This window comes from Sphingobium sp. L-44 (genome assembly GCF_056859495.1).
The window spans coordinates 1-8640 of record NZ_JBSXOQ010000017.1; the positions used below are offsets into that span (position 1 = coordinate 1).

The window sequence follows — 8640 nt, forward strand, 5'->3', positions numbered from 1 at the left end:
GGGAACATGATCTTCCAGGCTGAACCTGTAAAACAGCACCTCCTGCATCACCGTCCGATCACCCATCATCAGCCCGTCGCCTAACGACAACGCCAGTGAATCAGAACCGCGCCATCACTGCAAAGACCGGGTCTTCAACACTATCGGTCGAAACACGTTGATCCCTATCAGCGTCATCCTGGCGAAAGGCTCTCTTGGACTCGTCGAAGGATCCGCGATTCCTTCTGTGCTGCGAGGGCGCGCTGAATGGATCCCGCATCTAATGCAGGATGACGGCCGGTTTGGCGGGCAATCTTTGGCTTTACCAGAGCACGCCGTCGACCGGCTGGACCGGCGGAGGCCCTTCGCGGCCTAGCGTGTCGCACATGTCCGCCTCGATCGTGGTGGTGATGCTGTCGAGCGGCAGGTCGTGGACGTCGTTGCCGAACGGATCGACCAGGTCGTCGCCGATCTGCAGCACGGCAAGGTACATGAAGCCCGCGACCGCCGATCCGACCGGCGTGGCGATGCCCAATGTCTCGACCAGGCCGATCGGCAGCAGGATGCAGAAGAGCCGGGTGAAGAATTTGGGGAAGCTACGATACTGGGCGGGCAGCGGCGTGTTCTTGATCCGCTCCATGCCGCCCTGCGCGTTCGACATGTCGACCAGCAGCCGTTCGATCTGGGTCTGCTGGATGCTGTCGATCCAGCCATCCGCGCGGGCCTGTTCGACCCGGCGACCCGATCCGTCGAGCAGGCCGTTGGCGGGATTGCGACGGCCCAGTTCCGGAATCTCCTCCGGAATCTCCGGACCGGCGAGCACGCGGCGCACATCGGGCGCCGGATCGATCCGGCGGAGCTGGCAGCGCAGCGCTTGGACATAGGCGATATGGCGTTCGACCAGGGTCTGACGCAGGTCCGCCGTTTCGGCCCGGTCGGGGATGAAGTTCATCACCGCGCGTGCCCAGCTGCGCGAGACATTGACCATGGCTCCCCACAGGATGCGGCCTTCCCACCAGCGCTGATAGGCGGAGTTGACGCGGAAGCCGAGGACCAGAGCGAGGGCGGTGCCGAAGATGGTCAGCGGCAGGGCCGGCGCCTTGAAGGGCGAGATGAAGTAGAAGATGGTGACCGCCAGATCCCAGAAGAACAGCGCGATCAGCGCGCGCCACGCGGTCTGGAAACTCTGGCGGATACGTGGGGCACGTCCGACGATCATAGGGGGAGCGGTTCTCTACAGGTCAGGCGATGTCCGTGCCGTCGGCTTCATCCAGTTTCAGCCAGGCATGGCGCAGCGCCATGCCGCCGATGATGCCAACGGCCTTCAGGATCGTCGCATAGATGGTGGGGGTGCTGTCGCTGATCGCCAGCCAGGCGCAGGCGAAGCAGAGCGCCATGGCGGCATAGATGGGCAGCGCCTCGATATCGTTCCAGGCAAGACGCTGATTGGTCTTGGGCGTGGGCGCGGCGCGCGTTGCGGCGAGCGTGCGGATCATGGCGGTCCTTTCCGAAATGGAGCCGACGGGCGGCCTTTGTTCGAAAAATGATGCGACGCACAAGCGACGGTCAACGTGGTCCACGCCATGCAAGCCAGCCTTGCGGTAGCGGTAACGCCAGCAAAATTCCGTCGCATTTCCGTGCCGTTTGGGAGACGTGGCAATGTTTTTACACGGAACTGCAACCTTGCGCCTATTGCAATGCAGCGTAACGCGCATAGCTTTTTGCGCATGGCCGATCGCTATGCTGAAATCCTGTCCTTCGTGAAAATTGCCGAATCGGGCAGCCTGTCCGAAGCGGCCAAACGACTGGACCTGTCGCTTGCCGCGACCAGTCGCCGCCTGTCGCAACTGGAGTCGCGGCTGGGGGTGATGCTGGTGCGCCGCAACAGCCGGCACATGACGCTGACCCAGGAAGGCCAGATCTTCTACGAGAAGGCGGGGCAGGCGCTGTCCGACATCGACCAGGCGGAAAATGTCGTGATGCGCAATGCCACCGAGCCGGTCGGCGCATTGCGCGTGGTGACCACGCTGCACTCGGGCCGCAGCCGGTTGGCGCCATTGTTCCAGCATTATGCGACGCTGCACCCGGAAGTGGCGGTGCATCTGGAGGCGGCGGGGCAGGCGGCCAATATTGTCGAGACCGGCCATGACATCGCCATCTGTTTCGATCCGCCGCCCGACAGCGGCCTGATCATGAAGCGACTGGCCGACAATCCGCGCATGCTCTGCGCCTCGCCCGAATATCTCAGCCGACGCGGCGTGCCGCGCACGATCGAGGATCTGGCCAGCCATGACCGGATCGTCATTGGCGGCGGGCAGGATATGTGGCGCGCGATCGACATGGACATGGGGCGGGACAACCGGGCGAGCCGGGTGCTGAGCACCAATGATGGCGAACTGGCACGGCTATGGGCGCTCAATGGCGCCGGTATCGTCATCAAGTCGCTATGGGCGGTGTCGGACGATCTGGAAGAGGGGCGGTTGCAGACGGTGCTTCCCGCCGTCGCGCTGCCGGAATCGCCGATCGTTGCCCTCTATCTGCCGGCGCAGGGGGACAGCGCCAAGGTGCGCAGTTGCCTCGACTTCCTGGCGCGCCATCTGAAGCCGGCCGAGGCGACCCCGGCCGCCGCCTGACCCGATTTTGAAAATGCGCGATCGGCGCGATCGACTGTCTGCAGACCGTCGATCGCGCCGATGCTGATTCACGGCGGCCCGCTTCCGCAGGAGCGCAGCCATCCGCCATGGCCATCGACCTGTCAGGCCAATTTGTCTGACAAGTACCGTATTCACCAATATTGGTTTGACCAATATGTTGCGCTGGCCTGATCTGTCGCTTACAGTCTTTTCGAAATCTGGAGTCGAGTCCCGCAATGTGGGCTTTGTGGTGGATGCAGTCGGGCAAACCGGCGCATCGGCCGATGGCTCCCGGTGGCAGCTTTGGAACACAGGATCGGGAGAGGTTGATGAAGGGGCAGTCGAAAATGGCAGTCGTGATGGCGAGCCTGCTGGTTGGCGTCGCATCGGGAGCGCTGGCGGGCATGGCCCATGCGCAGGCGCAGGATATGTCCGCCGGCGACATCATCGTGACGGCGCAGAAGCGCGAACAGAATGTGCAGGATGTGCCCTTGTCGGTGCAGGTGCTGGGCGAGGCCCAGTTGCAGGCCAATGCGGTGCAGGATTTCAACGATCTGAGCCGCGTGTCGCCGTCGCTGAGCATCCGGCCGGCGGAAAATCCGGCGAGCGCCAATGTCGCGATCCGCGGCGTCGGCACCCTGGCCTTCAGCCCCGGCGTCGAGCCGAGCGTCGCGGTGATCCTGGACGATGTGGCGCTGGCCTTCCAGTCGCGCGCCTTCACCGATCTTTCCGATATCGAGCGGATCGAGGTGCTGCGCGGGCCGCAGACGACGCTGTATGGAAAGTCGGCCTCGGCGGGCCTCATCAATATCGTGTCCAAGGCGCCGACGAAGACGCTGACCGCGTCGGTGCGGGGCATGATCACCACCGATGACGAGCAGCAGATCGGTGCGGTTCTTTCCGGGCCGCTGACCGACACGCTGGGCTTCCGCACCAGCGTCAACTATGATGATTTCAAGGGCAATTCGCGCAACCTGGCCGATGGCAAGACGTTGAACGGGCGCCGCTATTTCTCCACCCGCAACAAGCTGCGCTGGAACCCGACGGCCGAGTTGCAGGCCGATCTGGCGATCGATTATGCCGATGGGCGGACGACAGCGACGCGGCCCTTCATCGAACTGGGCGACAATGCGATCCTGCGCGGCAACCCGGCCTTCACCCAGGATGTGTTCGCGCCGGGCATCACGGTCGACAAGGACAATACGGATGTGTCGATCGATTTCCCGACCGGCAACACCTATAATGACTTCGCCCAGTCGCTGCGGCTGAGCTATGATACGGGCGGGCCGACGATCATGTCGATCACCGCGCATGACCGCTACAAGTCGCATGACTGGTTCGACAGTGACGATTCCGCGATCAGCAGCTTCCAGAATTTCCAATATGGCCATTTCGACAGCGAGCAGTTCAGCCAGGAACTGCGGCTGATTTCGCCCGGCAAGGACCGGTTCCGCTATACGCTGGGTGCCTATTACAGCAATGTCGACATCGGCCGCGACTTCTATCGCGGGCCGCTCTTTTCCAACGCCAATTGGGATGCGACCAATGGCAGCGACCTGATCGCGGGCTTTGGTCAGCTGGAATATGATCCACTGCCGGGCACGACGCTGATCGCCGGTGGCCGCTACAGCCGGGAAAAGATCGATTATGTGTTCACCGATCTGGCGGCCAGCCGGGTCTATGCGGGACGCAGCAGCGACAGTTTCGGCACCTACAAGCTGGGCATCAAGCAGGATGTCGCGCGCGACATGAACCTCTATCTCACCTATGCGACCGGGCATAAGGGGCAGGCCTATGACATCTCGTCGGGCTTCAACCAGGCGCGCGCCGATGCCGGCCCGGTGAACCCGGAAAAGTCCGACAGCCTGGAACTGGGCTTCCGATCGCAGTTGCTGGATCGCAAGGTGACGCTGAACGTCACCGTCTTCAATTCCAATTTCCGCGATTTCCAGACCCAGGCGGTGGAGAACCTGGCAGACGGCACGCAGAATTTCCGCCTGACCAATGTCGGCAAGGTGCGCATCCGGGGCCTGGAAATGGAAACCAGCATCCGTCCGGTGGCCGGGCTGACCATCAATGGGTCGCTGACCTATCTGGACGCCAAGTTCAGGGAATTTGCCGGCGCGGCCTGCTATGTGAACCAGACCGCGGCGCAGGGATGCGTCGGCACGCCGCCGCGCCAGGATCTGAGCGGCAAGGTGATGCTGATCTCGCCCAAGTGGAAGCTGGCGGGCAATATCGATTATGCCCAGCCGCTGGGGCAGGGGCCGCTGGAACTGGTCGCGCAGGGCGCCGTCACCTGGCAGAGCAAGGTCGTGCCGCTGGACCAGAATCCGCGCACCATCCAGCCGGAATATGCGATGGTGAACATCGCGCTGGGCCTGCGCAGCGCCGACAAGTCCTGGCAGGTGATGGGCTTCATCAACAATCTGTTCGACCAGCATTATCGCTACCTGATCAACGATGTGTCTAACCGTTATGGGACGACGGCGATCCAGGGCTATGTGCCGCGTGATTTCCATCGTTATGGCGGCATCCGCCTGAGCTACAGCTATTGAGCTGGCGGATTGCCGGGCTGGGCCTGGCCGCGCTGATCGGCGCGGCTGGCTCGGCCGGCGGCGCGGTGCCCTTGCCCGACATCTATGTGCTGGCCGGCCAGTCCAACATGTCGGGGCGGGGCGCGCTGGCGGACCTGACCGAGGCGGAAAGGGCGCCGGTGCCGGGCGTGACGATGCTGGGCAATGATGGCATCGTGCGGCCGGCGATGGAGCCGATCGACAGTGCGCAGGGGCAGCAGGACATGGTGTCGGCGGACCGGCTGGCGGCGGTTGGACCGGGCCTGTTCTTTGCCCGCGCGCTGATTGCGCGGCAGCGGCGGCCCATACTCCTGATCCCCTGTGCCAAGGGCGGCAGCGCGATCGCGCGCTGGCGACCCGGCGGGGATCGGACAACGCTCTATGGATCCTGTCTGGCGCGGGTGCGATCGGTCCGCGGACGGCTGGCCGGCATCCTCTGGTATCAGGGCGAGAGCGACGCGGAGAATGGGACGGCGGCAACGGGCTATGGCGCTGCGCTGGCCAATCTGGTCGGGCATTTCCGGCGGGATCTGGGGCGCACAGACCTGCCGTTCCTCTTTGCGCAGATCGCCGATGGGCCGGCCGCGCCGGAACATGTCGCGCGCTATCCGGGATGGGCGATGGTGCAGGCGGCGCAGCGCGACATCGCCCTGCGCTGCGCCTATATGGTGCCGACCGGCGGCCTTGAGCGGCAGGCGGACGAACTGCATCTGGTGACCGAAGCCCAGCGCCGGCTGGGCATGGCGATGGCGCGGGCGATGATGGCCTTGCAGGCGGATGGGTGCGGGCGCTGACGCGCGCCCGCCGCCTTACAGCGTCTTTTCATAGACCTGATAGATCTTGTTGACCCTGGATTCGATGGCGTCGGCGATCGCGTTCATGCCCTGATTATCGTCCAGCACCCAGCCGATCTCGCCGCGCGTCGCGCTGTAATAGGCCAGGGCGTTGCGGCGGATATATTCGATCATCATGAAGGCGAGCTGGCTGGCCATGCGGGTGGATTGCAGCCGCTGGACCACGCCCATCAGCGGCACGCGCATGGTGCGGACCTGCGGCTTGCGCAGCCAGCGCAGCAGCTTGATCCAGCCGAACGGGAAGAGCGAACCGTTGAGCGGCTTCAACGCTTCGTTGAGGTCGGGCAGGGTCATCATGAAGGCGACCGGTTCGCCTTCCAGCTCCGCGATCATGATCAGATCCTCGAACACCAGCGGCTTCAATTTCTTGCCGGTGAAGGCGACTTCGGCGTCGGTGATCGGCACGAAGCCCCAATTCTTGCCCCAGGCATCGTTGAGGATGCCCAGGATGATCGCGGCTTCCTGATCGAATTTCGACTTGTCGACCTTGCGGATGGTGATGCGCGCACTCTTTTCGCCCGAGGCGACGATGCGCTCGATCAGCGGCGGGAAATTCTTGGTGATGTCCAGTTCATAGGTCTTGAGCTGCTTGACCGGCTGATAGCCGGCGCCTTCGACCATCGGCTGATAGGCGGCGCTGTTATGGCCCATCATCACCGTCGGCGGATGGTCATGACCCTGGATCAGCAGGCCGGGTTCTTCCCAGATCGACAGCGAGATCGGGCCGAGCACGCGGGTCATGCCCTTGGCCTTGAGCCAGCCTTCGGCCGCGGCGATCAGGGCGGCGCCGGTTTCGGCATCTTCCGCCTCGAACAGGCCGAAATTGCCGGTGCCCGGACCCATGCCCTGTTCGACCGGCTGGGCCAGCGCCAGCTTGTCGAAATGCGCGGAAATGCGGCCGACCACCTTGTTTCCGCGCCGGGCGAGGAAATATTGAGCCTCGGCATGGTCGAAGAAGGGATTCTTGCCCGGCGTCAGCAGGCCGTAGACTTCGGACTTGAGCGGCGGCACCCAATTGGGATCATTGGCGTAGAGCCGCCAGGGCAGGTCGACAAAGGCCTTGAGATCGGCCTTGGAGGAAACGGGGGTGATGAGGAGATCGGTTGATGCCACGGCGCAGGCCCTTGAAGAAATGTGTCGAGCAGTTCGGCGCTTGTTTGCGGAATGTCAATCTCGGGCCGGTGTCGGGGCGCTAAGAGTCGGTCTGGAAATGCGCCTCTGGCGCATCTGTACCGGCCCACACCCCCAACCGGGGTGAATATGTCACGTTGCTGCCACGATTGCAGCGCATTTGGAGTGTAGGGAAGGCAGCATGACTGTGCATGATCCCATTTTGGCCGCCGCGTCGCGCACGCGGTCGGCTATACCCGACGATACGAAGATGCTGCGCGCTGCCGCGGATCTGACGCGCACCCTGTCGACCGCGAACCCGGCCATCTACTGGCCGGACATGCTGGCGTCGGCGCTGATCGGCTATGGCGCGCTGGCTGGCGCGATTCTGGCCCAGAATGTGGCGATCGCGATCGGCTGCGCCCTGTTGTCGATGATGGCGATCTATCGCGCGGCCAGCTTCATCCATGAGCTGACCCATATCCGCAAGGGCGCGCTGCCCGGCTTCCGCTTCGGCTGGAACCTGCTGGTCGGCATTCCGCTGATGATCCCGTCCTTCCTGTATGAAGGCGTGCATACCCAGCATCATGCCCGCACCCGCTATGGCACGGCGGAAGACCCCGAATATCTGCCGCTGGCGCTGATGAAGCCCTGGTCGCTGCCCCTGTTCATCGTCGTCGCCGCGCTGGCGCCGGTCGGCCTGATCCTGCGTTTCGGCGTGCTGACGCCGCTCAGCCTCCTCATCCCGCCGCTGCGGCGCAAGGTGGTGGCGGAGTTTTCGGCGCTGTCGATCAATCCCGCCTATCGCCGCCGTGCGCCCGAGGGCGAGTTCGCCCGCATGTGGCATTGGCAGGAAGCGGGCGCCTGCCTGTTCGCGCTGGCGCTGGTCGGCAGTGTCTTCGCCTTCGGCTGGAAGCCCTTGCTGGTCTATATGGCGATCCATTCGGCGATGACCGTCATCAACCAGCTGCGCACCCTGGTCGCGCATTTGTGGGAGAATGAGGGCGAGGCGATGACCGTGACGGCGCAATATCTGGATTCGGTCAATGTGCCGCCGCCCGGCACGCTGCCTGAGCTGTGGGCGCCGGTCGGCCTGCGCTATCATGCGTTGCACCACCTGTTGCCGAGCGTGCCCTATCATAATCTGGCGGCCGCGCATCGGCAGCTGATGGCGACGCTCGACATCGACTCGCCCTATCGCCAGGGCAATTATACCGGCATGTTCCCGCTGGTCGCCAAGATCGCCCGGAGCACGATGCACGCGCGCTGATCGCGGTGGATCGGGACAGGAAAGAAGGCCGGTGGAAACGCCGGCCTTTTTCGTGGGCGGATGGGGGAGGCGGGGTACGCCGCGACGCAGAAGGGCACCATGAGGTTGGTGCACTGGTCGCGATGCGGCACCATCAGTTCGAAGGGCAGCGGCGAGCGTTGATATCTGCCGCCGGCGGGCAGCATGAAATGGCCTTCGTTGACGATGCCCCATTGCCC

At 63.9% G+C, this 8640-nt stretch carries 8 protein-coding genes; 4 read left to right on the forward strand and 4 right to left on the reverse strand.

The window, feature by feature from the left end:
* Positions 1-301: 301 nt before the first annotated feature.
* Both AC13EK_RS00665 and AC13EK_RS00670 read right to left on the reverse strand, forming a co-directional pair.
* A complete protein-coding gene (locus tag AC13EK_RS00665) occupies positions 302-1198 on the reverse strand; it encodes a bestrophin family protein (protein ID WP_069336090.1) in 897 nt (298 codons plus the stop codon).
* Positions 1199-1220: 22 nt separating this feature from the next.
* The gene (locus AC13EK_RS00670) at positions 1221-1475 is read right to left on the reverse strand and encodes a hypothetical protein (RefSeq protein WP_004211015.1); all 255 of its coding nucleotides are present in this window, start codon (positions 1473-1475) and stop codon (positions 1221-1223) included.
* Positions 1476-1706: 231 nt separating this feature from the next.
* Between AC13EK_RS00670 and AC13EK_RS00675 the strand changes: the two genes are divergently transcribed.
* The 3 genes from AC13EK_RS00675 (at position 1707) to AC13EK_RS00685 (ending at position 5982) form a co-directional block, all read left to right on the forward strand.
* Positions 1707-2612, forward strand: coding sequence for a LysR family transcriptional regulator (locus AC13EK_RS00675; RefSeq protein ID WP_010335886.1), 906 nt, complete (start codon positions 1707-1709; stop codon positions 2610-2612).
* A gap of 329 nt (positions 2613-2941) precedes the next feature.
* Complete coding sequence (locus AC13EK_RS00680) at positions 2942-5170, forward strand: TonB-dependent receptor (protein ID WP_069336091.1); 2229 nt, start codon at positions 2942-2944, stop codon at positions 5168-5170.
* Positions 5167-5982 (forward strand): sialate O-acetylesterase, encoded by an 816-nt coding sequence (locus tag AC13EK_RS00685; RefSeq protein WP_069336092.1) that lies wholly within the window; start codon positions 5167-5169, stop codon positions 5980-5982. The genes AC13EK_RS00680 and AC13EK_RS00685 overlap by 4 nt, the downstream gene beginning before the upstream one ends.
* Before the next feature lie 15 nt (positions 5983-5997).
* On the opposite strand, the gene AC13EK_RS00690 is transcribed toward AC13EK_RS00685, so the two are convergent.
* Positions 5998-7155 (reverse strand): hypothetical protein, encoded by a 1158-nt coding sequence (locus AC13EK_RS00690; protein ID WP_069336093.1) that lies wholly within the window; start codon positions 7153-7155, stop codon positions 5998-6000.
* Between the two features lie 199 nt (positions 7156-7354).
* Here AC13EK_RS00690 and AC13EK_RS00695 point away from each other — a divergent pair, with 199 nt between their 5' ends.
* Positions 7355-8422 (forward strand): fatty acid desaturase family protein, encoded by a 1068-nt coding sequence (locus AC13EK_RS00695; RefSeq protein WP_069336094.1) that lies wholly within the window; start codon positions 7355-7357, stop codon positions 8420-8422.
* Here the strand turns inward: AC13EK_RS00695 and AC13EK_RS00700 are convergent.
* Positions 8362-8640, reverse strand: a 279-nt coding sequence (locus AC13EK_RS00700) for a hypothetical protein (RefSeq protein ID WP_483021964.1), incomplete at its 5' end; no start/stop codon positions are given. The two genes, AC13EK_RS00695 and AC13EK_RS00700, sit on opposite strands and share 61 nt — an antisense overlap.

Coding starts and splice junctions, on each gene's coding strand:
- AC13EK_RS00675 (WP_010335886.1), top strand. CDS start 1,707: ATGGCCGATCGCTATGCTGAAATCCTGTCCTTCGTGAAAATTGCCGAA.
- AC13EK_RS00665 (WP_069336090.1), bottom strand. CDS start 1,198: ATGATCGTCGGACGTGCCCCACGTATCCGCCAGAGTTTCCAGACCGCG.
- AC13EK_RS00670 (WP_004211015.1), bottom strand. CDS start 1,475: ATGATCCGCACGCTCGCCGCAACGCGCGCCGCGCCCACGCCCAAGACC.
- AC13EK_RS00680 (WP_069336091.1), top strand. CDS start 2,942: ATGAAGGGGCAGTCGAAAATGGCAGTCGTGATGGCGAGCCTGCTGGTT.
- AC13EK_RS00695 (WP_069336094.1), top strand. CDS start 7,355: ATGACTGTGCATGATCCCATTTTGGCCGCCGCGTCGCGCACGCGGTCG.